The 24829-nt window shown below is 63.9% G+C and carries 24 protein-coding genes; 19 read left to right on the top strand and 5 right to left on the bottom strand.

All coding sequences use genetic code 11. From position 1 onward, the window contains the following. Positions 1-9: 9 nt before the first annotated feature. Positions 10-396, bottom strand: a complete 387-nt coding sequence (locus FFI87_RS27940) for a MerR family transcriptional regulator (RefSeq protein ID WP_138849957.1) — start codon at positions 394-396, stop codon at positions 10-12. Positions 397-482: 86 nt separating this feature from the next. Between FFI87_RS27940 and FFI87_RS27935 the strand changes: the two genes are divergently transcribed. Further along, positions 483-1391: an alpha/beta fold hydrolase gene (locus FFI87_RS27935; protein ID WP_138849958.1), complete on the top strand. Its 909-nt coding sequence runs from the start codon at positions 483-485 to the stop codon at positions 1389-1391. 28 nt (positions 1392-1419) lie between these two features. On the opposite strand, the gene FFI87_RS27930 is transcribed toward FFI87_RS27935, so the two are convergent. The 4 genes from FFI87_RS27930 to FFI87_RS27910 form a co-directional block, all read right to left on the bottom strand. Then, positions 1420-1992 carry a PAS and helix-turn-helix domain-containing protein gene (locus FFI87_RS27930; protein WP_041491586.1) on the bottom strand — a complete coding sequence of 191 codons (573 nt, stop codon included), beginning with the start codon at positions 1990-1992 and terminating at the stop codon, positions 1420-1422. Positions 1993-2173: 181 nt separating this feature from the next. After that, positions 2174-3145: a dipeptidase gene (locus FFI87_RS27920; RefSeq protein ID WP_138849959.1), complete on the bottom strand. Its 972-nt coding sequence runs from the start codon at positions 3143-3145 to the stop codon at positions 2174-2176. A 39-nt stretch (positions 3146-3184) separates the two neighbouring features. Further along, positions 3185-4531 (bottom strand): MFS transporter, encoded by a 1347-nt coding sequence (locus tag FFI87_RS27915; protein ID WP_138849960.1) that lies wholly within the window; start codon positions 4529-4531, stop codon positions 3185-3187. 467 nt (positions 4532-4998) lie between these two features. Then, positions 4999-5652 (bottom strand): helix-turn-helix transcriptional regulator, encoded by a 654-nt coding sequence (locus FFI87_RS27910; protein ID WP_244101981.1) that lies wholly within the window; start codon positions 5650-5652, stop codon positions 4999-5001. 488 nt (positions 5653-6140) lie between these two features. On the opposite strand from FFI87_RS27910, the gene FFI87_RS27905 reads away from it, so the two are divergent. The 18 genes from FFI87_RS27905 to FFI87_RS27820 all read left to right on the top strand — a co-directional run bounded on the left by FFI87_RS27905 (position 6141) and on the right by FFI87_RS27820 (position 24829). Beyond that, positions 6141-6524 carry a DUF4902 domain-containing protein gene (locus tag FFI87_RS27905; protein WP_138849962.1) on the top strand — a complete coding sequence of 128 codons (384 nt, stop codon included), beginning with the start codon at positions 6141-6143 and terminating at the stop codon, positions 6522-6524. Positions 6525-6906: 382 nt separating this feature from the next. Further along, positions 6907-7560 (top strand): acyl-homoserine-lactone synthase, encoded by a 654-nt coding sequence (locus FFI87_RS27900; RefSeq protein WP_138849963.1) that lies wholly within the window; start codon positions 6907-6909, stop codon positions 7558-7560. A 144-nt stretch (positions 7561-7704) separates the two neighbouring features. Further along, positions 7705-8997: a beta-ketoacyl-ACP synthase II gene (gene fabF, locus FFI87_RS27895; RefSeq protein ID WP_138849964.1), complete on the top strand. Its 1293-nt coding sequence runs from the start codon at positions 7705-7707 to the stop codon at positions 8995-8997. Between the two features lie 163 nt (positions 8998-9160). Then, positions 9161-10546: an NAD(P)/FAD-dependent oxidoreductase gene (locus FFI87_RS27890; protein ID WP_138849965.1), complete on the top strand. Its 1386-nt coding sequence runs from the start codon at positions 9161-9163 to the stop codon at positions 10544-10546. A 112-nt stretch (positions 10547-10658) separates the two neighbouring features. Further along, positions 10659-11741, top strand: a complete 1083-nt coding sequence (locus tag FFI87_RS27885; protein WP_138849966.1) for a fatty acid desaturase family protein — start codon at positions 10659-10661, stop codon at positions 11739-11741. Between the two features lie 80 nt (positions 11742-11821). Further along, entirely contained in the window at positions 11822-12826 is a 1005-nt protein-coding gene (locus tag FFI87_RS27880) for an aromatic ring-hydroxylating dioxygenase subunit alpha (protein WP_006749598.1), read from the top strand. 44 nt (positions 12827-12870) lie between these two features. Then, positions 12871-13698 carry a hypothetical protein gene (locus FFI87_RS27875; RefSeq protein ID WP_244096933.1) on the top strand — a complete coding sequence of 276 codons (828 nt, stop codon included), beginning with the start codon at positions 12871-12873 and terminating at the stop codon, positions 13696-13698. 4 nt (positions 13699-13702) lie between these two features. After that, complete coding sequence (locus tag FFI87_RS27870) at positions 13703-15121, top strand: MFS transporter (protein ID WP_138849968.1); 1419 nt, start codon at positions 13703-13705, stop codon at positions 15119-15121. A 123-nt stretch (positions 15122-15244) separates the two neighbouring features. Beyond that, a complete protein-coding gene (locus FFI87_RS27865) occupies positions 15245-16999 on the top strand; it encodes a fatty acyl-AMP ligase (RefSeq protein WP_249177019.1) in 1755 nt (584 codons plus the stop codon). A 78-nt stretch (positions 17000-17077) separates the two neighbouring features. Beyond that, positions 17078-18019 (top strand): acyl-CoA desaturase, encoded by a 942-nt coding sequence (locus tag FFI87_RS27860; protein ID WP_261378595.1) that lies wholly within the window; start codon positions 17078-17080, stop codon positions 18017-18019. A gap of 56 nt (positions 18020-18075) precedes the next feature. Continuing rightward, positions 18076-19029 (top strand): acyl-CoA desaturase, encoded by a 954-nt coding sequence (locus tag FFI87_RS27855; protein ID WP_261378594.1) that lies wholly within the window; start codon positions 18076-18078, stop codon positions 19027-19029. A 55-nt stretch (positions 19030-19084) separates the two neighbouring features. After that, positions 19085-19405: an acyl carrier protein gene (locus FFI87_RS27850; RefSeq protein ID WP_006749604.1), complete on the top strand. Its 321-nt coding sequence runs from the start codon at positions 19085-19087 to the stop codon at positions 19403-19405. 12 nt (positions 19406-19417) lie between these two features. Then, positions 19418-20515: a fatty acid desaturase gene (locus tag FFI87_RS27845; protein WP_138849972.1), complete on the top strand. Its 1098-nt coding sequence runs from the start codon at positions 19418-19420 to the stop codon at positions 20513-20515. Further along, the gene (locus FFI87_RS27840) at positions 20515-21438 is read left to right on the top strand and encodes an alpha/beta fold hydrolase (RefSeq protein WP_138849973.1); all 924 of its coding nucleotides are present in this window, start codon (positions 20515-20517) and stop codon (positions 21436-21438) included. The genes FFI87_RS27845 and FFI87_RS27840 overlap by 1 nt, the downstream gene beginning before the upstream one ends. After that, positions 21435-21620: a rubredoxin gene (locus FFI87_RS27835; protein ID WP_006749607.1), complete on the top strand. Its 186-nt coding sequence runs from the start codon at positions 21435-21437 to the stop codon at positions 21618-21620. Before FFI87_RS27840 ends, FFI87_RS27835 begins: the two co-directional genes overlap by 4 nt. 165 nt (positions 21621-21785) lie before the next feature. Further along, positions 21786-22970 (top strand): thiolase family protein, encoded by a 1185-nt coding sequence (locus FFI87_RS27830; RefSeq protein WP_138850267.1) that lies wholly within the window; start codon positions 21786-21788, stop codon positions 22968-22970. A gap of 61 nt (positions 22971-23031) precedes the next feature. Then, complete coding sequence (locus FFI87_RS27825; protein ID WP_138849974.1) at positions 23032-23220, top strand: hypothetical protein; 189 nt, start codon at positions 23032-23034, stop codon at positions 23218-23220. Between the two features lie 409 nt (positions 23221-23629). Continuing rightward, positions 23630-24829 carry a PLP-dependent aminotransferase family protein gene (locus FFI87_RS27820; protein WP_138849975.1) on the top strand — a complete coding sequence of 400 codons (1200 nt, stop codon included), beginning with the start codon at positions 23630-23632 and terminating at the stop codon, positions 24827-24829.

Genomic DNA, 24829 nt, shown 5'->3' with positions numbered 1-24829 from the left:
ACGCACGTCTCACTCGACCGGCGGAACCGCACCTTCCGACAAGGTTTTGATAAGCCTCTTGCGACGCCGTTCGAGATCCGCGATCTGACGATCGATAGCTTCGAGGCGTTGCCGCTGGATATCGGTGATCTGGTCGCACGAGCGCGCGCCTTCGATCAGAAGCATGCAGTCCGGGAAGCCGAGAATGTCTTCAATGGTGAAACCCGTCGCGATCATGCGCCGGATCTGCTTGACCTGCGTGACCGCCCGGTCGGGGAACATCCGGTATCCATTGTCCGCGCGCACCGACGCGAGCAAACCGTGTTTGTCGTAGTGACGGATCGATCGCACGCTTACGCCGGTGCGTTGCGAAACTTCTCCGATAGTCAGCAGTTCCTTTGAGGGCATCTTGTCCATGAAAAACAGGCTAGCACAAAGCGCTTGACTCTGACATTAGTGTCAGGGTTCAGACTGGGCGGACGATTCACCTCGAGGCCTTCTTCATGCTCACCCGAATGCTCAGATACCTGCTGGCCGCCGCAGTCTCCGCGGCAACGCTATTTGCGTCGATACCTGACGCGGTCGCTGCTCCGACAAGCTATATGGTTACATCGAAGGATGGTGTAAGGCTTTCGGTTCAGGAAAGCGGCAACCCCAACGGCCCGCCGGTCATTTTCATTCACGGTCTGCTTGGCAGTCGCCTGAACTGGGAAGCGCAAGTGCAAAGCCCCGAATTGCGCAAATACCGGATCATCACCTACGATCTGCGCGGCCACGGCCTGTCGGATAAGCCATCTGGCGCCTCGCCGTATCACGATGGACGCCGTTGGGCCGACGACCTCGAAGCAGTCATCGACGGCTCGCATGCGAGAAAACCCGTCGTGGTGGGTTGGTCGCTTGGCGGTGCGGTGATATCGAACTACTTCGCAACGTATGGCGATGACAACGTCGCCGGTGCCGTATACGTCGATGGTGTCGTCGAACTCGCGCCGGGTCAGATCGTTGACCATCCCGAGGTCTATCGGGACATGAATTCGCCGGACCTGAAAACACATCTCGACGGTGAGCGTACCTTCATTGGGCTGTGCTTCAACCGCCGTCCGGATGCCGACACTTTCAGCCGATTGCTCGCCAACGCCGCGCTGGCGTCGTGGGACATGCAGAAGGAAATTCCGACGATGGCGGTGTTTGCCGCCGAGGCGCTCAGCAAGACACGCGTGCCACTGCTGTTCATATACGGCAGCCGCGATGCGCTGGTCGACACGCCCACGACGCTGGCCCGCGCGAAGGCGTTGAATCCTCGCATCCAGAGCAAAGTGTACGTCGATGCGGGTCACGCACCGTTCATCGAGGAACCCGACCGCTTCAATCACGATCTGGCGGAGTTCGTCAGGTCGGCGTCCGGGAAATGAAGCACTGATGCTTTGACCCGCACGCATTTCACGCCAGCAAGCACGCGATCAGGTCATGCGTCGTGCGCACCTCGTACTTCCGCAGCAAGCTCGCACGATGGATGTCGACCGTGCGCGGGCTGATGTTCAGCTCCTTGCCGATTTCCTTGCTCGTCAGGCCGTGAACCAGGAATGCCGCGACGTCGCGCTCGCGATCGGTGAGCGTGCTCGTGACGTCGGGATGCTTCGCGCTCTCCGACAGGTCAGTGAAGGTCCACACGGCCAGCTCGAAGGGCCGTTTCGGGTTGTATCCGAAGCCGCACACGGTGACCCAGAAATGGCTGCCGTCGACACGGCGCATGATGCGATCGTCGCTGAACCCGGCATGTTTCGCGAGCAGCGGCGCGAGGCGCCGGCCGGTCGTCGCGAAGTCCTTCTGCTGCGGATACAGCTTCGCGAACGACTGGTCGATGATGTCGTCACGGGTCGCCCTGAACAGTTGCAGCGCCTTCTCGTTGCACTCGACCATGATCCGCTCCCTGGCCACGATCGCCGCGACGGGCAGATGTCGGAAGAGATCTTCGTAATCGAGACGGGGCGTCGTGTCGGTCATGTTCGGCATCGTGTCGACGGGCCCGAACCGCGTTCGGACCAAGGCTATCGGGCAGGTTCGCTCCTGCTGGATTGTAGCGCTTGCCGATCACTCATCCGACTTGAAAGACACAGCACTCGTGTCCTTCGCCCGCGCACTGGACCTCGGCCGAGTGCGCGCGCATGGCCGGTGTGTTGGTATGGGGGGCGATTCAACCGTTCCACACTTCGCCGAATACCCGGAGCCAGTTTTCGCCCATCACCTTCTTGATGCGCGGTTCGCTCCAGCCGGCACGCTGCATCGCGGCCGTGAGGTTCGGGAATTCACCGATTGTTCGGATACCTTGCGGATTGACGACCTTGCCGAAGTCCGTCAGACGACGATAGCGACCCTTGTCGTGGGTGATCCAGTCGAAGAACTCGGTGCTGTAGCCCTGCGTGAAGTCCGTGCCGATACCGACCTTGTCCTCGCCGATCACGTCGATCACGTATTCGATCGCTTCGAGATAATCGTCGATCGTCGCGTCGGCGCCGCGCCGCAGGAACGGCATGAACATCGTGACGCCCACGAAGCCGTTGGCTTCGGCGATCTCGCGCAGTTGATCGTCCGTCTTGTTGCGCGGATGCTCTTTCAGTCCGGACGGACAGCAGTGCGAGTAGGTGACCGGCTTCGTCGAACAGGCGATCGCGTCGGACGACGTCTTCGCGCCGACGTGCGAGAGATCCACCATGATGCCGACCCGGTTCATCTCCTGAATCACTTCGCGGCCATAGCCGGACAGCCCGCCGTCCGGTTCGTAGGAGCCCGTGCCGACCAGGTTCTGCGTGTTGTAGCAGAGCTGCACCACGTTCACGCCGAGTTCCTTGAACACTTCGATGTAGCCGAGGTTGTCCTCGAACGCATACGAGTTCTGGAAGCCGAAGATGATGCCCGTCTTGTTCTCCTGCTTCGCGCGCAGGATGTCGTCCGTCGTGCGCACCAGCGTGAGGATTTCACTGTATTCGCGGATGTGCTGCTTCATCTCCGCGATGTTGTCGATCGTCTTCTGGAAGTCGTCCCACACGGAGACCGTGCAGTTGACGGCCGTGACGCCGCCCTTGCGCATGTCCTCGAACACCGAGCGCTCGAACTTGGAAATGTTCAGGCCGTCGATGATGATGCTGGATTCATGAAGGCTCGTCATCGTGTCGCTCCGTGCGTTGATGTTGTGCGGGACGGCCGCTCAAACGGCGCGTTCGACGCCGCGCTTGGCGGACTGGGCGGTTCTGCCGGTTGCCGGGCCGGCTTCCTCGAGTGCCGTCTTCGACGTTTCCGGCAGCGACAGACCGCCGATCATCGCGAAGATCGACACGGCGATCAGGTAGTACGCAGGCGACAGGTTGGTGCCGGTCGCGGAGATCAGCCACGTGGCGACGAGCGGGGCGGTGCCGCCGAAGATCGTGTACGCGAGGTTGTAGGTGATCGCGGACGCCGTATAGCGGGTTTTCGTCGCGAACACTTCCGACATCAGCGGCGCCGTCACCACGCCCGAGAACACCGCGCCGATCGCGAGCAGCGCGACGCCGAGCAGCGAGTGCGACAGCACGCCCGAGCCGCCCAGCGAGAAGGCCGGATACACCGACACGATGATGAAGATGCCGGTCGTGGCGATCGTCGCGCGGCGGCCGACGAGGTCGGAGAAGAGGCCGGCGATCGGGCACAATGCCGCGGCGAACAGGAGGGCGAGCACCGTCACGAGGAGCGACGTGCCGCGCGACAGGTGCCCGGCCACTTGCAGGTAAGTCGCGAAATACGTGGTGAACGTGTAGAAGGACAGCGCCGTCACGGACACGAACGCGCCGAGCTTCAGGATGTTCCGCGACTGCGAATGCAGCGTTTCCATCAGCGGGGCATGCGCAATGTCGTGCTTGCCTTCGAGCGCCTGGAACGCGGGCGTTTCATTCAGGTTGACGCGCAGGTAGACGCCGATGAGGCCGACCGGTGCCGCGATCAGGAACGGCACGCGCCAGCCCCATTCGATCATCGCCTGCGACGACAGCGACGACTCGAGCAGATAGGCGACCACCGCCGCGCAAGCGAACGACGAGAAGGTCGATACCGGCACGAAGCTGCCGAAGAATGCGCGGCGGCGGCGCGGCGCATGTTCCATCACGTACGCGCATGCGCCGGCGTATTCGCCGCCGGCGGAAAAGCCCTGCACGCAGCGGATGATCGTGAGCAGCAACGGTGCCCAATAGCCGATGCTCGCGTAGGTCGGCAGCAGGCCGATCAACGTCGTCGAGCCGGCCATCATCAGGATCGTCAGCGCGAGCGTGCGCTTGCGGCCGATCCGGTCGCCGATGACGCCGAAGATGAGCCCGCCGAGCGGTCGGAACGCGAAGGCCACCGCGAAGACGGCGAATGTCTTCAGGAGTCCGATCGTCGGGTCGCCGCTCGGGAAGAATTCGCGCGTCAGGATGGTGGCGAGAAAGCCGTATGCGGCGAAATCGAACCATTCGACGAAGTTGCCGATCGACGCTGCAGCGATCACGCGTCTTAACGTTCTGGTGTCGACGTCCTGGGTGGTCATGGTCGTATCCTCTTCGTGTAGGGCGCTTTGGGTCGCGTCGAAACCCATGGTAGGGAGGACAATTACCTAGGTCTATACGTGTCAATTACCTAGGTAATCGGGGGCGGGGTGGGGCTGACGGGCGATCGGCCCGACTGTCGGATTGGCATCCGGAATCGGGTAAAAAACCGCGCTCGCGTTCGGGCACCAGGCGAAAAGCCGCGCCCGCAGCGTGGCGCAAGACAAGCGCGAGCCGGCTGCGGGTTCAGGTAGGGGCGGGTGGTAAGGCTGGCGACAGGCTTGGCAAACGCCAAGCCTGAATCGTCGGAAGAATGACGCCGGCCATTGCGTCACGACGGCGGGGCGAACGGTCGTCTGCCCGCACGGCGTGAGTAAGGGCTAACGCCATGTGCCGATGCGCCTCTTGCGCGATGAGCGAACTTAGGAACGGCGGAAAGGTCCGTACAAGGTCGATGAAGAGAACGGCATCAGAACAAAAGCCCCAGCATCGCCGCCTTGACTGCGGCTTCGGTCTTGTTGGTCGCGTTCAACTTGCGCATTGCATTGACGAGGTGAAATTTGACGGTGCGGTCGTCGACATGCATGATTTTGCCGATCTCGGCGTAGGTTTTCCCCGCCGCAGACCATTGCAGCGTCTCGCGCTCGCGAGCAGTCAACTCGACGGCATATTCGGGCACGAACCGCGCGAGCAGATGCATGCTCATCGCATAGTTGGCCATGTTCGCGAGCCATGACATCTTGTAGCCCTTTTCCGCGAGCTCGCGCTCATCGATCGGCTCGCCCGATCGCACCATGGTCACGAGTCCGATCGCCCCGGTGCGGCTGATGGACGGCATGCACCAGCCGTGGCGCAAGCCATGGTGTTCCGCTTCGTCCCAGAACTCGACGCTCTGCGTCTGGCTATCGGCACGCCAGATCAACGGGCTCATCTGACTGAGGCCATGCCGCACCGTCGGGTCGACGGCAAAATAGTTCTGGCTCACATAGCGGTCGACCCACGTCTGCGGATAGTTGGACTGCAGCATGAACTGCGGCTTGCTGACCGGCAACGGAATGCGCAGACCGAACGAACAGTACTCGAATCCAAGTGCTCGCACGTCAGCCGTGAACTCCAGAAACACGTCGGCCTCGGATTTTGCCGTAGCGTATCCATTCAGATACTTCTCTCTCCAGGCATGCATATCATTCCCTTGCGGTCAATCTTGCCCGCGAAGGCGGGCTATATCGTGTGGTTGGTGCGTTGACCGGTTTTTTCAAAAAATTATTCAAGAGGGAGGCTCATTGTTTCAAGTATCGAGTGGCAAGCATGATGTTGTACGCGAATTTTCTGCGTGATGGCGGATTCAGGGGGATCCGCGCTCGATATTGATTGCTCGAGTTGTAGGGTTTGCATGTGGGCATGGCTACTTGTACATCCTGATAATGCGATGGCATTGTTGGGATGATCTGTAATAATCGTAAATAATATGCACACGATTGCGCCGGCTATCACGAATCACAACGCGGGTGCGCTACAAGCGTTGCAATGGCCTTCGCCTAGCCGATAGCCGCGAATCTTGCCAAACTATGCGGCAGCGATTTTAACAGGTGCCACGTCGAGAGAACGGACATGCCAGAAAAACTGAACGATGGATACGTACGATTGACCTTGCCGGCGTTTTACGCGCTGCGCTTCCGTCAGCATATGTGTCAGCAAGCCCCGAACGTGTTGCATGACTTGTGGGGCGAGGGCGTTAGCGCCGTCAACGCCGGCTACTACGAACTGGTCTGCACTGAAACGCGACCGACCGCGAGCGTCGGCTGCGTATGGCATGTTGCGGTGGGCCAGTCCGACGTGAGGGTCGGGAAGGACGATGTCAGCAGCAACGTGATGCTCCTCAATATGAACGGTGACGATTATGGGGCGCGATACAGCCAGGAATTGATCCAGGGCTGGCTGTGCTCGGGCGTCCGTCAGCGCGAACTTGAATCGGCCATCTTCGCAGGTTACTGATTTTGTTTTTTCAATGCATAGGGTTATCTTGCATGAAACCCTATGCTTCGCGGCACAGCGCATGTGCCGCTCCGCCCCCGATTCCCGTCGATCCTCCTGATCGGTATGGCAATCGCGCAATGACGGCTACGGTCATCCATGCCGTGACACAGAACCTCCGATAATCAAGCGCGCTCCAGCCGGTTCTTCCGACCGACTCGCGTGGCTCTCGCCAGTTGAATTCCACCCCCTCCGTTTGCACGGCGTAATGTCCCAGCGCATTCGCCGCGAAGAATCTCGCCCGAACGCCCGACCCTGCCCATTCGGGCAGCTTTTTTGACATGGCAATTTCGGGTCCAATTCGCGCTAACAATTCTGAGATGAGAGAGCGAGGGCATTTACGATGCTGACTTTATTGTCGGGAAGAAGCGCTGATTTGAGTCGCAAGACGATGAATCGACTTGCGGAGTTTCGGCATAAGGTCTTCATACAGGAACTCGGTTGGTCATTACCCACCGGCGACGGCATCGAATTTGACGATTTCGATCACGCGGACACGCTCTATGTGGTCGCTTGCGACCGCAACGGCGAAATCGTCGGATGCGGTCGGCTGCTGCCGACCGACGAGCCTTATCTGCTCGGTGAGGTGTTTCCGGATTTGATGGGCGGCGCATCGCTTCCCTGTGCGCGCAACGTGTGGGAACTGTCCCGCTTCGCGATGAGCATGCCGCGCGGCGAGTCGTTGACCGCGGAAGAGTCGTGGCAAAACACGCGTGCCCTGATGTCCGAAATCGTCCGTGTCGCGCATGCACATGGCGCCAACCGTCTCATTGCGTTCTCCGTGCTCGGTAACGAACGGCTGCTGAAGCGGATGGGCGTCAACGTGCATCGCGCTGCTCCGCCGCAAATGATCGACGGCAAGCCGACCTTGCCGTTCTGGATCGAGATCGATGAGCAAACGCGCGCGGCGCTGAACCTCGACGCGCTGGAACACAGCGTGCCGTTCAACCTGTCGCGCGCCCTGCCTATGTCGCACGCGTTCGGACAAGCGGTGTGAACGCTCGATACGCACGCCCCGGGAAGCACGACGGTCCGCCGCGGCCGTGCCCCGGTGCAATGAATTAACTCAAAGGGTGTGCCCTGAAGATGAACAGTTTTAACGACGTGGCTCGGCTGGTCCCGGCCCGAAGGGGAAGGTGAAATGACGCTTCGAGTGGTAGTGACCGGTATCGGCATTGTGTCCCCATTGGGTTGCGGTAAGGAATTGGTGTGGCAGCGCTTGATCGGAGGAGGCTCCGGGCTGCGCCGGCTCGGCGACGACATCGTCGCCGACCTGCCCGCCAAGGTCGGCGGGACCGTGCAGGACAAGACCGACGATCCCGACGGCGGATTCGATCCCGAGCTTTCGGTGCCGAACAAGGAACTGAGGAAGATGGATCGCTTCATCCAGATGGCGATGGTTGCCGCGGATGAGGCGCTCGCTGAAGCCGGATGGGCGCCGCAAAGCGAGCATCAGCGCGAGCGCACGGCTACGGTCGTCGCATCGGGCATCGGTGGCTTTCCCGGTCTGGCGGAGGCGGTCCGGATTGGCGAGACGCGTGGCGTGCGGCGGTTGTCGCCGTTCACCATTCCGTTCTTTCTGTCGAATCTGGCGGCTGGCCAGATTTCGATCAAGCATCGGTTTCGCGGGCCTCTCGGCTGTCCCGTGACCGCCTGTGCGGCGAGTGTGCAGGCAATCGGCGATGCGATGCGCCTGATCCAGAACGGAGAGGCCGATGTCGTGCTGGCCGGCGGCGCTGAAGCGGCCTTCGACAAGGTCAGCCTGGGCGGATTCGCGGCGGCGCGCGCGCTGTCGACCGGTTTCGGCGATGAGCCGGTTCGGGCCTCGCGCCCGTTCGACCGCGACCGTGACGGCTTCGTCATGGGCGAGGGGGCCGCGATGCTGGTGGTCGAGTCGCTGGACCATGCCATCGCACGCGGCGCCAGCCCGATCGCGGAAATCATCGGGTACGGAACCACGGCGGATGCCTATCACATGACCGCCGGGCCCGACGACGGATCCGGCGCCATGCGGGCGATGAAGCTGGCGCTGGCCATGGGCGAGGTCGCCCCGGAACAGGTGGGCTACGTCAACGCGCATGCGACTTCGACGCCAGTCGGCGACTCCGGAGAAATCGAGGCACTGAAAACCGTCTTCGGCGTGGGCGCCGGCCCGGCGATTTCGTCGACCAAGTCGGCAACCGGCCATTTGCTTGGGGCGGCGGGCGCCATCGAAGCGGCGTTTTCCATTCTCGCCCTGCGCGATGGCGTAATGCCCGGCACGCTGAATCTCGAGCACCCCGACGAAGCTGCCGCCGGCCTGGATCTGATCGGGCCTTCCGCACGGCACGTTCCCGTCGAGATCGCGCTGTCGAACGGGTTCGGGTTTGGCGGCGTCAATGCATCGGTGCTGTTCAAACGGTATCCGCCGGATAGATCAGCCTCGGCGCATTGAACGCAGACGCTCGCAGTCCGCGTGCCATTCGACATTTAGAAAGGATCGCGAAGCGTCAGTAATCGGCGCTACGTCGCGGTCCGCAACCGCCCCCGCCATTCGATGGCGAGGGCGCGTCACGTGCAATCCGGGTTCCAGTCGTCATCCAAAGGGAAAACTTTCCGTGTTAGACACCCTCATCGTGGGCGCCCGCTGCGCGGGCGCCACACTCGCGATTCATCTGGCGCGCGCCGGCAAGCGCGTTCTGGCGATCGACGCGGGCAATCTCCCGAGCGACCAGCCATTGTCCACTCACTGGATTTCGCCGTACGGCATGGCGCTGCTGGACGAACTGTCTTTGGGTGACAAGGTGCGCAGCTTCGCGCCACCGGTGCCCAGCATGATGTATGGCGTCGACGAGGTGACCGGCCGCATCGAGTATCCGGTCGGCGGACGGTGCTCGTGCCCGCGACGCATGGATCTCGATGCGCTCCTGCTGGAGGAGGCGCGAACCTCGGGGGCCGAGGTCCGTACGCGCACGAAGCTGGTCGGCCTGCTGCGCGACGGCGGACGGGTGACGGGCGCGGTGGTCGAGCAGGGCGGAACCCGTGAAGAAATTCGCGCGCGGGTCGTGGTGGGCGCCGACGGTCCGCACTCGACCACGGCGGAACTCGTCGGCGCCGACGAGTATCACGACTACGACTGCCCTCGTGCGATTTACTGGGCCTACTGGCCGCGGCCGGACTGGTTCGACGACGATCCACGCTATCAGGGTGGCGCGATGAACTGCGTGTTCGGCGACGATATCGTCTTCGTCTTTCCGACCAACCGCGATCTGTTGCTGATCGGGGTGGCTTTCGCGAAAACGCAGTTGCCGGAGTGGAAAGGGCGCGTGCTCGAAAAGCTCATGGAGACGCTGAGAGCCAACCGTCACACGGCTCCGCTGATCACCGGCGCGCCTGCGAGCAAGGTGCTCGGCGCGTTGAAGCTGCGCTTTTTCTTTCGTCAGGCGGCAGGTCGAGGCTGGGCCCTGGTCGGCGATGCGGGCCTCTTCATGGACCCGTCTCCCGGGTTCGGGATTACCGATGCGCTACGCGATGCACGTGCGCTCGGCCGAGCGATTGTCGAGGGCGGCGACGACGCGCTGGTGCGCTACTGGCGTCAGCGCGACGCGACCTCGATCGACCTGTTCGAATACTCGCGCAGTCGCGGCGCCGTCGACCACAACAACCCGCTCAGCCGGATCCTGTACGGCAAGCTGGCGGCCGATCCTGTGCTGCAGGCACGGTTGCTCGCTTCGCAGAATCGCGAGTGCTCGCCGTTTGCGGTATTCGACCCGAGCGATATCAAGCAATGGGCAGACGAGGCCGTTGCGCGCGGGGAGATGGGCGTGATCCAGCCGTTGATCGACATGTCCCGGCGAGGCGAGGCGATCCGCGCCGAGATGGCGTTGCGCCAGCGTCTGGCCGAGGAAGCCCGTTCCAGCCGGCCGCAAGCGTCCGAGCCTGACGAGATCGAAGCGTTCGCCGTCGGCAGCGATCACGACGTCCGCGCGAAGGAGTCCATATGAGCGCGGAATACCGGTGCGTGGTCGTTGCTGCCACGCGATTTCAAGCCACGGCCACGGCGCGGCACGTTCGCCAATCGCCGGCCCTGCGTCGCGTAACTCGAGGAGAGACGCTTTGACCATCGAAGCCACGCTGGACAGTGAACTCGCACTCTCGCGGCTCAAGCTGCCACGATACTTCCACCGAATCAGTTCCGTCGCCACGATCCTCTATCTGGCGCACGCGCTCGCATTCTTCCTGATCCCGGCCGCCGTGGCGTTCGCCATCGTCGATATCCCGGCGTCGACGCCGGCACGTATTGCCATGGCGATCGTCCTGGGCGTGATCGGTGGGCACGGCATGCACCTGCTGACGTTCGTCGGGCACGAGGGGATGCACACGAACCTGCATCGCAACAAGTATGTGAGCGCTGCGCTCGCGCTCATTTGCTCGTCGCTGGTGCCCGGTTTCCTGATCGTCGGCTTCAGCATGACGCACTGGAAGCACCATCGCTTCACCGGTCAGGACATCGACCCGGATGTCCAGATCTATTCGCAGTACCGCACATTCTGGTCGCGCTTCTTTCTCGCGCGCTCCACGGGCGTGCGAATCTACCTGAAGAACGCCATGCGCATGGCGGCGGGGCTGCCCTGGCCGGAGAACACCCGGTTGCCGTTCAGCCAGCGCGAAATGCGCTGGATCTCCCGGCTCAATGTTGCGTTGAACCTGTGCGCGGTGACGACCTACGGGTTCATCTGGCATCGCTCGGTGTGGCTGGGTTTCACGGTCATGCTGATTCCGTATATCGGGGTGTACGTGTTCAGCACGATCCGCGCCTACATCGAGCACACGGATACCGTGCCGGGGCGATATCGCGACAGCCGCAGCTATACGTCGCCTATCTATACCGCGCTGTTCTTCGGTAGCAATTACCACCTCGAACACCACCAGTATCCAGCCGTCCCGTGTTATCGGCTGCCCGCGCTCCACGCGTATCTGGCGTCGCACGGGCTGTTCGAAGGGACAGGCGCGCAGGTCGAGCCGTCCTTCCTTGGGGCGTTGCGTTATACGACGGGTCGCTTCCAGTACCCGTGCGTCAACCTGCAGTCCGCGACGGACGAATTCCTCGAGCGGATGGCGGACGGTCGTCTCGATCGCGAAGCGGCCACGGCCGACGTTCGGGACGGCGACGCGCTGGTCGCCGTCGCGCGCAAGTAGAAACGATCCGGTAGGCACATGCCAGCCTGAACTCGGGTCCGGTGTGCCACAACGCCACCCCTGTAGCAAAGAGAGGAATCATGTTTATCCAGAATGCGTGGTACGCAGCAGCACTTTCCGACGAAGTCCAGCGGGAGCCCTTTGCACGGACGATCCTGAATCAGAAGATCGTCATGTACCGTACGTTGGCGAACCAGGTCGTCGCCCTCGAGGACCGATGCCCGCACCGGCAGGTTCCGTTGTCCCGCGGGCGCGTTGTCGGTGACGATCTCCAGTGCTGGTACCACGGGCTCCGGTACGACTGCTCCGGCGCGTGCGTCAGTATTCCGAGCCAGAGCACGATCCCGAAGGGCGCGCGCGCACGCGCGTTCCCCGCGGTCGAGAAATACGGCTTCATCTGGCTGTGGACCGGCGAGCCGGACCAGGCCGACGAAGCGACGATCCCGAACCATTGGGTCTGTTCGGCGCCTGAACTCGCCGGGAAGATGAGCTATTGCACCATCGCGTGCAGCTACTTGTTCGGCATCGACAACATCCTCGACATCTCGCACGCCGCGTTCGTGCATGCGAAGACGCTGGGTTCGCTCGACATCGTCGAGACGCCGCCCGAAATCGTGATCAACGACGATGAAGTCCGCGTGCGCCGGTACCTGCGCCGCGAGAAGACGCCGCCGCTCTACACCCATATCCTGAAGCTCGACTACATCGACCGCTTCCAGGAGGTCGTGTACTGGCCCATCGGCAACACGCGGGTCGAAACGCGGGCGCACGCCTGCGACGATGCTAGCGGCCAGGTCTACCACGTCTACACGACGACGATCTTCACGCCCGCCACGGACACCACGACGCATGTCTTCGTGGGCATGCACCGCGATTTCGACATCGACAACGAACGATTTACCGAGTTCACCGCGAAGGAAGTGTTTGCCACCGTCATGGAGGACAAGGACGTCGCGGAGAGCCTGCAGGCGAACTGGAGCCCCACGGCGCCGATGATCGACATCCAGCTCGATCGACCGGCGTTTGCCGCGCGGCGGATATTGGAGCGAATGGGCGCGAACGCGTCGATTCGAGCAGCCGTATGACGCACGCAGCGGAAGTATCGACGATCACCGGGAAGGAAACGACGATGAATCACCAAGGACGCGCCGGTCTCTATGTCGGCGAGTTGCTGCGCGAGCTCGACACGTCGGCGCAGGACGAGGTCAGTTTGCGGCATCCGATGACGTTCGGAGAAATCGTCGGTCGCGACCAGGTCGAGCGCCTCGCGGCTGCCGCCGACGGCATCTTCTCCGAGGTCGAGCCGACACACGCGTGGAGCGGCGCCGATATCGGCGGGCGCGAATGGCACGGTCGCTTCCAGGACCGTCAGATTCGCGGCGTGACGGTGGCGCGCCGGTTCGGCACGCGCATCCAGGTCGACATCTTCCTCGGCTCGTTTCCCGCGCCGGTTCGGCGGGCGCTGTATGACGCGAGCCGGGATCTAGTCGACGCCACCGTGTGGACGCTGCCGCCGGGGATCGATACCGCGTTGCCGCCGGTACCCGACGATGAAGTGCTGGACGCCAAATTGCCGTTCGGCATCACCGACGAGATGTTTCTGACCAGTCCGGTGGCGTGCAAGCCGATTCGCGGCAGCGCCGATGTCGAACGCGTTTGCGGCCACTCGATCGCGGTCTACGGGGGGCGGGCGAGCGGCCCGCGTCTGTCGGCTGGCGCGACGACGCTGAGCCTCTGGACAGGGGAGGTCGGCGGGCTGCCGCTGGAAGTGGCGAACGTCATTCACTGGGAAGATGCCCAGAACGTGAAGGGCATGGCAATGGCGATGCGCCCGTGGCCGGTTGTTGCGCTGTTTCAAGCGCGGATGCGGGCGCGAACGCTGTCGTTTCTCGACGCGTCGTATTTCGAATCAGAATCGGGCGACGGCGTGACGCCGCTTCAGCCGCGCGAGGTATAAGGACATGAACGGACCTAGCGTGCTCACTCCGCAGGCGCAGTCGAACGCCGCTTCACCGTGGCCGGTTTTCTGGATCGCAAGTGTGGCGGTGTTCCTCGTTTCGATCGACGTCACCGTGCTCTACGCGGCGTTTCCCGCGTTGCGATCGGCGTTTCCCGATGCGCACCCGACCGGCCTGTCGTGGGTGCTGAACGCGTACACGCTGGTGTTCGCCGCGTTGCTCGTGCCGGCCGGCCGCCTCGCCGACCTGCGCGGGCGCAAACGCACATTCCTGCTTGGTCTCGCGATGTTCCTGGCAGGATCCTTCGGCTGTGGCATCGCCACGCGTGTCGAGATGCTCTGGGCGATGCGCGCCGTGCAGGGAGCAGGCGCGGCGCTGTTGTTGCCTGCGTCGCTGTCGATCCTGCTGGCGGCATTCCCCGTCAACAAACGGGCGATCGCCGTGAGCTTGTGGGGGGCGGTCAGCGGGGTGGCCGGTGCGTTGGGGCCGAGCCTCGGCTCGTTCCTGGTCGATCGCTTCGGCTGGCCGTCGGCCTTCTTTCTCAACCTGCCGCTCGGCGCTATCGCGCTCTGGCGCGGGTGGCGCATTCTCGACGAGTCGCGTGATCCCGAGCGGGGCGCGCCGCTCGATCTCGTTGGCGTCGTCTTGCTAATCCTCGGCGTTGGCGCGATTGCGTTCGGTTTGGTGCAGTCGGAGGCGGTCGGCTGGACTTCCCCCGCGGTGGCGCTGGCGATCGTCGGTGGGCTGGTCGTGCTGGCAGCGTTCGTTGCATGGGCGCGCACGGCGCGCGCCCCGGCCATCGATCTGTCGCTGTTCCAGGATCGGACTTACTGCTACATCAATCTGGCTTCGCTGTGCTTCGCGATCGGCTTCGCGATGATGTTTTTCCAGACGTTCCTGTTTACCACCGGTGTCTGGTCGTATTCGCTGACGCGTGCGGGATTGGCCGGCAGCCCCGGGCCGCTGCTCGTCGTCCCCACGGCGATCGTGTGCGGACGGTTCGCGGCGCGCGCGGGGCACCGGCTTCTGCTGGTGACCGGGAGCCTGATCTCCACGGCGGCAAGCATATGGTTCGCGTTGGTGCCCGGCGTCACTCCCGACTATGTGCACGCGTGGCTTCCGGGGGCGCTGCTGACCGGACTCGGGGTGGGCATGGTCATGCCTGCGCTGTCGGCCGCCGCCGTCGCGCATCTGCCGCCGGCCCGCTTCGGCGTGGGCTCGGCCGTGAACCAGGCGATACGCCAGATGGGATCGGTGTTCGGCGTGGCGCTGACGGTCGCGATAACCGGCAACGCGATCGGGCACCTCGCGGAATTCCGCACCCTGTGTTACCTGCAGATCGCGCTCGGTCTGGCCACGGCAATCCTGTGCGCGCCGGTGGATACGCGACCGCGAGCGCTGGCACCCGCGACGGCGCATTGATGGCCGCGTGCCGGCCGGCGCCGGTTGGCGCATGAAGCTTTCACCAAAACAAAACAACACTAATTATCCGAGGGTCTCACGATGGCCGGTAGCATTCCCCCCTCCACCCTGACGGCGGAGCGCATGACCTCGTCTCTGCTCGACATTCTTCGAGAGCGGGCCGAGCAAACGCCTGAGCGGATCGCATTCCATTTTCTTCGCGACGGCGAGGATGATGTCGTGAGCTGGTCGTACGGCCAGTTCGCCGCCGCTGCTGTCCACGTGCGCGACAGGGTGCTGCAGCACGCGCTGCACGAACGGCGCGTATTGCTGCTGCTCGAACCCGGCCTGAGCTACGTCGCGGCATTGTTCGGCATCCTGCTCGCGGGTGCTACCGCGGTGCCTTCGTTTCCGCCTGCTGGTTCTCGCGCGGTGGCACGCTTCACGTCGATCTGTCGCGACGCCCATCCTGACGTGGTCATTGCCGGCAAGCTTCACCGCTCGCTGCAACCGCAGCTCGACGCGCTCTACGGCGACCAGCGCGCGGCGCCCGCCTTGCTGACGATCGACGAAGATTCCTTCGACGATGGCGAAGTATCGGTACATGACGTTCGGAACCTGCTGGAGCAGCACGTCGACCTGGATCGGCCGGCGCTGCTCCAGTACACGTCGGGATCGACGGGCGAGCCCAAGGGCGTGATCGTCACGCACCAGAATCTCGTCAGCAACTGCGCGGTGATCGCCGAGCGGCTCGGCCCCGATCCGGATCGCGTCGGCTGCACGTGGTTGCCGCCGTATCACGACATGGGGCTGATGGGCGCGCTGCTGCTCGCGGTGTACAGCGGCTTTCCGCTCGTGATTCTGTCGCCGCAGCATTTCGTCCAGCGTCCTTATCGCTGGCTCAAGGCGATCTCCGACTACCGCGTGACGACGAGCGTCGCTCCGAATTTCGCGTTCGACCTGTGCGTCGACAACGTCGGTGAAGAAGAAGCAGCCACGCTCGATCTAAGCTCGTTGCAGCACGTATTCTGCGGCGCGGAGCCCGTGAGCCACACGACGCTCGAACGGTTCTTCGCGCGCTTCGGCCGGCACGGCTTCGAGCGCCGCGCCGTGGTTCCCTGCTACGGCATGGCGGAGGCGACGCTCTATGTATCGGGCAAGGTCGGCCGTTCGCCGGTCTCGCTGATCGAGGTCGATAAAGAGGCGCTCGTTCGTGGCCTGTGCAAGGCGCACGACCCGGAACTCGATGGGCACGGCCGCACCACGCTGGTTGGGTGCGGGCCCGCGGCAGTCGGCCATCGGCTGCTGATTGTCGATCCGGCGACGAAGCGCGTGCTGCCGGAGCGTACCGTCGGCGAGATCTGGTTTAGTGGTCCGAACGTTGCAGCCGGCTATCTGAATCGTGCGGACAGCGACGTCATCTTCGCCGCGACGATTGCCGATGCAGACGACGGCGGTGAGCCGACGCGCTACCTGCGCACGGGCGACCTCGGCTTTCTGAACGGCGGCGAGCTGTTCGTGACGGGCCGCATCAAGGACGTCGTGATCGTCGCCGGGCGCAATCTCTATCCGACCGACATCGAGGGATCGGTGCAATCGGCGCACGACTCGATTCGCACCAACGGCGTGGTGGCGTTTTCGATCGACGGCGCTCAAGGGGAGTCGCTCGTCATCGTTGCGGAACTTAAACGCTCGCGCCGTCCGAGTGCCGAGCAAATGAGCGAGGTGCGGGCCGCGATCACGTTGGCGGTCACGCGCGACCATGGGGTCTCGCCAGCGGTGGTGCACCTCGGCCCGACTGGTGCGATTCCGCTCACGACGAGCGGCAAGGTGCGTCGGCAAGCGTGCAAGCAAGCGTTCCAGCAGGGACGCTTGAGCGCACTCGAGACGCGCGCATAAGCGGTTCGCACGAACCGCATCCCCGATTTTCATTGACGCTGTCTTTATTCGGAGCCAGTCATGGCTGAAGCGGATTCTTTGTCTTCGCGAACACCGGCGGCCGCCCGTGAGGCGCAAGCCGATACCGACGTGCGCGCACGCCGGCTCGCTTATCTGACCGTGGGTATTCCCGCGCTGGGTTTCGCACTGGCGATTGCCTACACGTGGATATATGGGTTGCGCGCAACCGACTTCGTGCTGTTGGCGGTGATGTATTTCTCGACCGCGATCGGTGTCGAAACCGGCATGCACCGGTATTTCTCGCACCGGTCGTTCAAGGGGCGGCCGGTGGTCACCGTGATGCTTGGCGTGCTCGGCAGCATGGCCGCCCAGGGGCCGATCCTGTTCTGGGCCGCCACGCACCGGATGCATCATGCGTTCACCGATCAGGACGGCGATCCGCATTCGCCGCGCCCGCGCGCGAACCGGCACGGCAAGCTCAGCCGATTCGCTGGCCTTTGGCACGGCCATGTGGGCTGGCTATTCACCGTGCGCCGCGAGAACTGGAGCACGTATGCCGCAGACCTGCTGCGCGACCGTCTGATCGTCAATCTCAATCTGCGCTACGGATGGTGGGTGCTGCTCGGCCTCGCGATTCCCGTGCTCGCGGGCGCGTTGCTCGCGCCCGCCGGGCAGAGCTTGCTCGGGGCCGTCGGCGGCTTCCTGTGGGGCGGACTCGCGCGGATATTCCTGCTCGATCAGTCGACTTGGGCCGTCAATTCGCTGTGCCACACGATCGGCACCCGTCCGCACGCGACGCGCGACCATAGCCGCAACCTGGGCGTGCTCGCGATCGTTTCTGTGGGCGGCGCATGGCACAACAACCATCACGCGCAGCCGGCGTTCGCCAACAACGACCACGCGTTCTGGCAGATCGATCCGTCCGCCTGGCTCATCCGCCTGCTCGACGCGCTGGGACTTGTCACGGAGGTGCGCTATGCGCCGAAGCGCCGCGCGGCGTTCTCCTCAACTTCGCCGTAATCCTCTATTAGCGTTTGGAGAATCCTATGAATTCGTCGATTCAGGTTGCCCCCGGCGTGACTGCCGCCGGCGGGCTGTCGGCCCCTGACGGCCAGATCCCCGGCGTTTCGCCGCTAAAAGGCAGTGGTGCGCGCGTCAAACGCTACACCGCCCTGGCCGTCATGCTGGTGCCGCTTGCCGGGTTCGCGCTGGCGGTGCGTCAACTCGTGCTGGGCGACTTCGCCGTCACTGACCTGGTGTTGTTCGCGGTGTTCTATTTTCTGCACATGGGCGGGATCACGATGGGCTTCCATCGGTATCTGGCGCACAAGACGTTCCGGACCTCGAAGTGGTTCGAAGGAATCCTGCTGATCTGTGGCTCGATGGCCGCGCAAGGGCCGGTCATGTTCTGGGTGACGACGCATCGCCGTCATCACCTGTATAGCGACCAGAAAGGCGATCCGCATTCGCCGAACCTGGGCGGCGCGGGCCTGATCGCGAAGCTGCGCGGCCTCTGGTATGCGCACATGCCGTGGATGCTGGCCCCGGACGTGTCCGGGTGGACGTTCTTCGCACCCGATGTATTGCGCGATCGCCGGCTGTTTTTCTATCACCGCACCTATGTCTGGTGGATCGTGCTCGGCCTCGTGCTGCCCGCCGCGATCGGGGGCGCGATCGGCGGTTCCTGGCACGGCGCGTGGAACGGCCTGCTGTTCGGTGGCTTCGCACGGATTTTCCTGGCCAATCAGGCTGCCTGGTGCGTCGGTTCGGTGTGCCACATGTTCGGTGGACGTCCCTTCAAGACCGACGACAACAGCGCGAACAACTGGACCGTCGCCATCCTCACGTTCGGCGAAGGTCTGCAGAACAACCATCACGCGTTCCCCGCGTCGTATCGCCATTCGGTGAAGTGGTACGAGCCGGATCTCAGCGCGTGGGTGCTCTGGACACTCGGCAAGGCGGGTGTCGTCTGGGACCTGCGCTTGCCGGGGCCGGCCGCGATCCGCAAGTTGGCCAAGCAACCGTATTGAAGAAAGTTGCCTTCATGAAGCTGTTCATCTCCCTCGTATAGAAGGATTATTCATCATGTCTCAAGCTGGAATCCTGGGTGGCCTGTTCGGCCGCAAGAAAGCGGTCGCCGCCGACGTCGGCCCCCTGACGGAAGCGTCGATCCGCAGCTGGCTGGTCGACCGGCTCGCGAAGCAGCTGAAGATGGACCGGGCTGCCATCGATCCCGCCAAACGCTTCGACGAGTATGGGCTCGATTCGATCGTTGCCGTGCAGGTGTCGGGCGATCTCGAGAAAGTCGTCGAGCAGCGGCTGTCTCCGGCGCTGCTGTTCGAACACAACAGCATCGACGAGCTGGCGCGCCACCTCTCGACCGAGCTCGGTCTGCAGGCTGCGTAAGGGGAGATCGACATGGCGAACACCTACACTGTTCCGAGCGCGCCGCCGGCGCGTTTCGACGAATTCCTGCAGAAATCGAAGGCGCTCGAGGGCGTACGGCTGACCGATGCGATTCCAAAGTCGCTATACGAACCGCGTGCGTGGCGTGGCGTTGCCGGCTTCGTGGTGAGCTATGCGGCGTATATCGGCGCGCTCGTCGGCATCGCGTATGCGCCGCACTGGCTGTTCTACGTTCCGTTGTGGCTGCTCGCGGGCCTGGGCGGCTGGGGGCTGCATTGCATCGCGCACGATTGCGGGCACAACTCGTTCTCCCGCTCCCGGTGGTTCAACCTGGCGATCGGGCATCTATCGCTGCTGCCGCTGCTGTATCCGTTCCATGCATGGCGCCACACGCATAACCTGCACCACGCGAACACCAACAACCTCGAGCTCGACACCGACTGGCGGCCGATTCCCGCGCCGCTTTACGATCGCATGCCGTTCCTCAAGCGCCTCGAGTACGCCGGTACCCGCAAGTGGCTGTTCTGGGCAGGTACGTTGAGCTACTGGAAGGAATCGGGCTTCCGTCCCGGCTTCTATCCGAAGCGCGAGATGCGGCGTGACGTGAAGCGCTCGATCGGCTTCGTGCTGATCGTCGCGATGCTCTATTTCCCTGCGCTGATCTACTTTACCGGCGTCACGGGCCTGTTCCTGTACTTCGTCGTGCCGTGGCTCATGATCCATGCGTGGTTCAGCGCCACGACGCTGATGCACCACACGTCGGACGACATCCCGTTTCTGCCGTCGCAGCACTGGACGCCGAACGCGAGTCGTCTGCTCGTGACGACGGACTACCGGTATCCGAAATGGCTGCACTTCATGACCCATAACATTTCGGTGCATACGGCGCACCACGTCGCGCCGATCGTGCCGTTCTACAACCTTCCGAAGGCACAGGCGGCGCTCAAGGCAGCGTTTCCGGGAATGATTCGCGAAAAGGATTTCACGTTCGGCGATCTGTGGCACGTGATCCGCCACTGCCACTTCTACGACACCGAGTCGGGCTATTACCGGACCCTGTCCCGGGAGGCCGTGGCCGTCGGCGCGCGTGCGGCGACGGAGGGCCGGTGATGGCTGCCGCGAATCCCACGGAAGTCTCGCCGATCACCCGGCAGACCACGAAGGCGCCTTCGTTGCGCATGCGGCTCGGCCGTCACGCGTTCCGGATGCTGAACACGTTCGCGCCGCGCATTGCCGGACGGCGCGCGGCCGATGCGTTCGGCTTCACGCGTGGCTACGGGCTGCCCGTCAGCGATCGCATACCCCTCGGCGCGACGGTAACGTCCATCGAGGGCAACGCGGACATCGACCGGGCGTATTACTGGGAAGGCGGCGCGGCGCGGGTGCTGCTCGTGCACGGCTGGGGCACCGACAGCAGCAGCATGCTGAGCTTCGTCAAGCCGATGAAGACGCTGGGCTTTTCGGTGGCGGCATTCGACGCGCCCGCGCATGGTCTGTCGCCGGGCAAGCACACGACGATGACGCAGTTCACGCGGGCGACCGGCGCGGCGCTGGATGCGATCGAAGGCGCGCAGGTGGTGATTGCACATTCGCTCGGCTCGATCGCGACGATCTCGGCGCTGGCGGAGCGGTCGCGCCGCGCGTCGTTGCGCTGCATCGTGCTGATCGCGCCGACGAGCGCGCTGACCGAGGTGCTGGAGCGCTGGGCGAATCGCGACATGGCGTTGCCGCGGCCGGTGATCGAGCGCATCTATGCGGAGCTGCAATGCCGCAATGGCGTGCCGGTTAGCCATTGGGACATTTTGGCGCGCGGCGCGTCGCTCGATGTCCCGGTGCTGGTCGTGCACGATCCGGCCGATCCCGTGGTGCCGTACTGCGAGGCGCAGCGGGTCGTGGCGGGCCTGCCGCAGGCGACATTGTGGCCGGCGCCGGGCACGGGTCACGGGCGGATCTTGTCGGATGCGAGGGTACGCGAGCAGGTGCGCGAATTCGTGAAGCGACAAATGTCGAATCTTGGAGAGTTGGCGGGATGAGCACGACAGCGGTGGAGATGCGCACATTGATGTGTCTGGTGTGCGGCTGGATTTACTCGGAAGAAAAAGGTGCGCCGGAAGACGGCATTGCACCGGGCACGCGCTGGGAAGACATTCCGGCCAAATGGAAGTGTCCCGAGTGCGGCGTCGGCAAGGAGGATTTCGAAATGATATCGATTTGACCCAACGGAGAGGGCGCGCGCGGCGCCCTCGATCCTGTGCCCGCAAGCACGAGATGCGGGTTCACGAGCGTGCCGGGCATGCGACGTATGCATCCCCGGCACGCAACGCGCGACGATGCGCTGGCATCGCTTCAGGCGAAACTGAACGTTGAATGGAGTGTTGAAATGGTTGCTCGACAAGTAGTGATCTGCGGTCCGGTAAGAACGCCCATCGGGGCGTTTGGTGGCACGTTGACGGACGTCGCCGCGACGACGCTCGGCGCAATCGCGGTGCGCGAAGCGGTGCGCCGCAGCAAGGTCGATCCGGCGGCGTTGGCTTCGGTCGTGATGGGCAACGTCATTCAGGCGGGAAACAAAATGAATCCCGCGCGCCAGGCAGCCGTCGGCGGCGGCATTCCGGTGGAGGTGCCTGCGCTGACCGTGAATCGCGTCTGTGGCTCGGGCGCTCAGGCCATCGTGAATGCGGCCCAGGAAATCTGGCTCGGATTCGGCGAGGTCGCGGTGGCGGGCGGTATGGAAAACATGGACCGTGCGCCGTATCTGCTGCATAGCGGTCGGTGGGGCCAGCGCATGGGCAATACCGAGATCGTCGACAGCATGCTCGGGGACGGTCTCGTCGACGCGTTTTCCGGCCGGCATTCCGGATGGCATACGGAAGATCTCGTGTCGAAGGTGGGCATGACGCGAGAGCAGCAGGACCGTTGGGCGGAACGTTCGCAAAGGCGCTTCGTGGAGGCTCAGGGGCGCGGGGCGTTCGACGCGGAGCTTGTGGCGGTCGATATCGAGGGGCGCAAGCAACCCGTCCGATTCGAGCGCGACGAGCAACCGCGGCCGGACACGACGATGGAGTCGCTTGCCAGATTGAAACCCGCGTTTCGGTCTGACGGCACCATCACAGCAGGCAATGCGCCGGGATTGAACAGCGGCGCGGCGGCGATGGTCGTGGCAGAGCGGCGGTATGCCGAGGCGCGGGGAATCGAGCCGATCGCGACGCTCGTGTCGTACGGCGTGGGTGCGGTCGAGCCGGGCATGTTCGGGCTGGGGCCCGTGCCGGCAGTCAGGATGGCGCTCGCGCGTGCCGGATGGTCGTTGAACGACGTGGAGCGTTTCGAGATCAACGAGGCGTTTGCCGCCGTGCCAATCGCGGTCATTCGGGAACTCGGCATCGACGAAGAACGGGTGAACGTCGAAGGCGGCGCGATCGCGCACGGTCACGCCATCGGTGCGACCGGTGCGGTCCTCGCGACTCGTCTCGCGCATTCGATGCGCCGTGATGGCATCAAACGCGGCATGGTGACCTTGTGCATTGGCGGCGGCCAAGGTATCGCCCTCGCGCTGGAGGCCGTCTGACGGCGTCTTGATCGCGACGGGAGCCGGCGACGTCCCGCCCATCAGCAATCACGGAGAAGACATGGACCAGCGTTCAGCACTGGAAGACCTGTGTGCCCCTGCCGCGGCCGGGCACACGACGATGCAGACGGAGCTCGCGCGCAAGTGGTTGACCCACTTCGGCGCAGACCGCGTGCAGGACCTCGACCTCGGCATGCTGGAGGCGATTGCCGGCTATGTCAGGAAGGGAATATCTCCTCCGGGCGAATAGCGCGCGATTCACGTGCGTCCACTGCGTGTCCAGTGCGCGTGACCGGCCGGGCCAAGGGTGCAAGCGCGGCGCGGCTTGCCCCGGGTCTGGCTCGGTCCGATCACACGCGGACGTGTCTCCGGGCGTCATCGCGTTGATGGCGTCGCGGGGCTGTAACGGCGCGGATGCCGGGGTCGCGATCGGCCTCCCGCATTCGCGGCGTGTGCCGGCCGGACGGCCGTGGACGAAAACACGGCTCTTCCCCAATTAATGACCAAACCGCAAGACCTAGTGCATAGATATCGTTTGCGGCTGCGTTAATGACTATCGACAATCGTGGCTCGAATTCCCGCCCGTGCGCCAGAAGCGCCCTGGGCGGGCGGCACCTGTCGGCTATCCCGGCCGTCCGTGCGATCCAGCTCACGACGACATGTACGCGTTTACGCCCTCATTCCAGAATCCCGCCGGTTCGCCGATCCGCGAACTGTTCAAGTACCTCTCCGAGCCGGGGATGATTTCGTTCGCGGGCGGCTATCCGGCCAGCGACCTGTTCGACGTCGACGGCCTGAACGCGGCCGCCGAACGCGCGTACGCCCAGCCGGTGCGCTGCCTGCAATACGGCCCGACCGACGGCCTTACCGAACTGAAGCAGCAACTGATTGCGTTGATGGCGCGCCGTAACGTTGGCTGCACACCGGCCGAACTGCTCGTCACGACCGGCTCGCAGCAGGGCCTCGACCTGCTGCTGCGCGTGATGGTCGCGCCGGGCGATGTCGTGCTGACCGAACAGCCGGCTTATCCGGCGACGCTGTCGGCGATGCGCCTGCAGCAGGCACGCATCGTCACGATCCCGGTCGACGCTGAAGGCGTCGACGTCGACCGCCTCGCGTCGCAACTCGCGTCCGGTGCGATCGCGCAGCCGAAACTGCTCTACACCGTCCCGACCTTCGCGAACCCGACCGGCGCGACGCTCACGCGCGAACGGCGGCTGAAGCTGCTGCGTCTCGCGGTGCAGTACCGTTTCCTGATCGTCGAGGACGATCCGTACGGCGACCTGCGTTTCGCAGGCGAACCGGTGCCGTCGATGCTCGCGCTCGCGGAAGAAGTCGAAGGCGCGCGCGACTGGATCGTGCATTTCGCGAGCCTGTCGAAAATCGTCGCGCCGGGGCTGCGCGTGGGCTGGACGATCGCGCCGGCCGAGATCGCGCGACGCTGCGTGATCGCGAAGCAGACGGTCGACCTGTGCAGCACGCCGTGGACGCAAGCCACCGCCGCCGAATATCTCGCCGACGGCGCGCTCGAACGCCATCTGCCGCGCATCACCGCGGCCTATCAGCGCAAATGCGATGCGATGTGCGACGCACTGCGCGACGGTTTCGGCGATGCGATCACGTTCCATCGCCCCGAAGGTGGGATGTTCGTGTGGGCGCGGATCGGCGCGGTATCGTCGGACGTGCTGCTGCAACAGGCGATCGCGAACAAGGTCGTCTTCGTGCCGGGCAAGGCATTCTTCGCGGACAACGTCGACGCCGCATCGCTGCGGCTGTCGTTCGCCGCGCCCGACGTCGACGCGATCCGGGAAGGCGTGGCGCGTCTGGTGCGCGCATATGGTGCGGCGCTGGCCGCGTGA

It is taken from the genome of Burkholderia sp. KBS0801, from assembly GCF_005937855.2.
GTDB lineage: Bacteria > Pseudomonadota > Gammaproteobacteria > Burkholderiales > Burkholderiaceae > Burkholderia > Burkholderia ambifaria.
Note: the sequence above shows the minus strand (reverse complement) of the source record. Positions and strands in the feature narration are given on the sequence as shown.